The 294-nt window shown below is 59.5% G+C and carries 1 protein-coding gene; it reads left to right on the top strand.

Going from position 1 to position 294, the window contains the following annotated elements; all coding sequences use genetic code 11:
• Positions 1-145: 145 nt before the first annotated feature.
• Positions 146-294, top strand: a 149-nt coding sequence (locus ACR6JA_RS23100; protein WP_494599846.1) for a tail fiber protein, incomplete at its 3' end; no start/stop codon positions are given.

The raw sequence follows: 294 nt of genomic DNA, 5'->3' as shown, positions 1-294 counted from the left end.
CTTCCAGTTGGGCCAGGTATACGGAACGGGAAAGCTCCAATTCCGTGACCGATTCAGCGGCTCGTGGCGTAGCGGCTTCATTACGTTGGCCAACGAGGACCAGGTCATTGCTGCCGCGCCGGCAGGTGCTGTTCAGTATTTTGCGATGCAGGCCCCGCCTGTAGGTTGGTTGAGGGCCAATGGCGCAGCCGTTTCCGTTACTGCCTACGCGGCTCTGGCGACCAGCATTTATGTTGGGGACACCCTCAACGCTACCGCGCCTTTTGGCTACCGTTGCACTGATGCAGCCAATCC

The sequence above is a fragment of the Cedecea sp. B1(4) genome (assembly GCF_059414925.1).
This window is presented reverse-complemented; position numbering and strand designations above follow the sequence as displayed.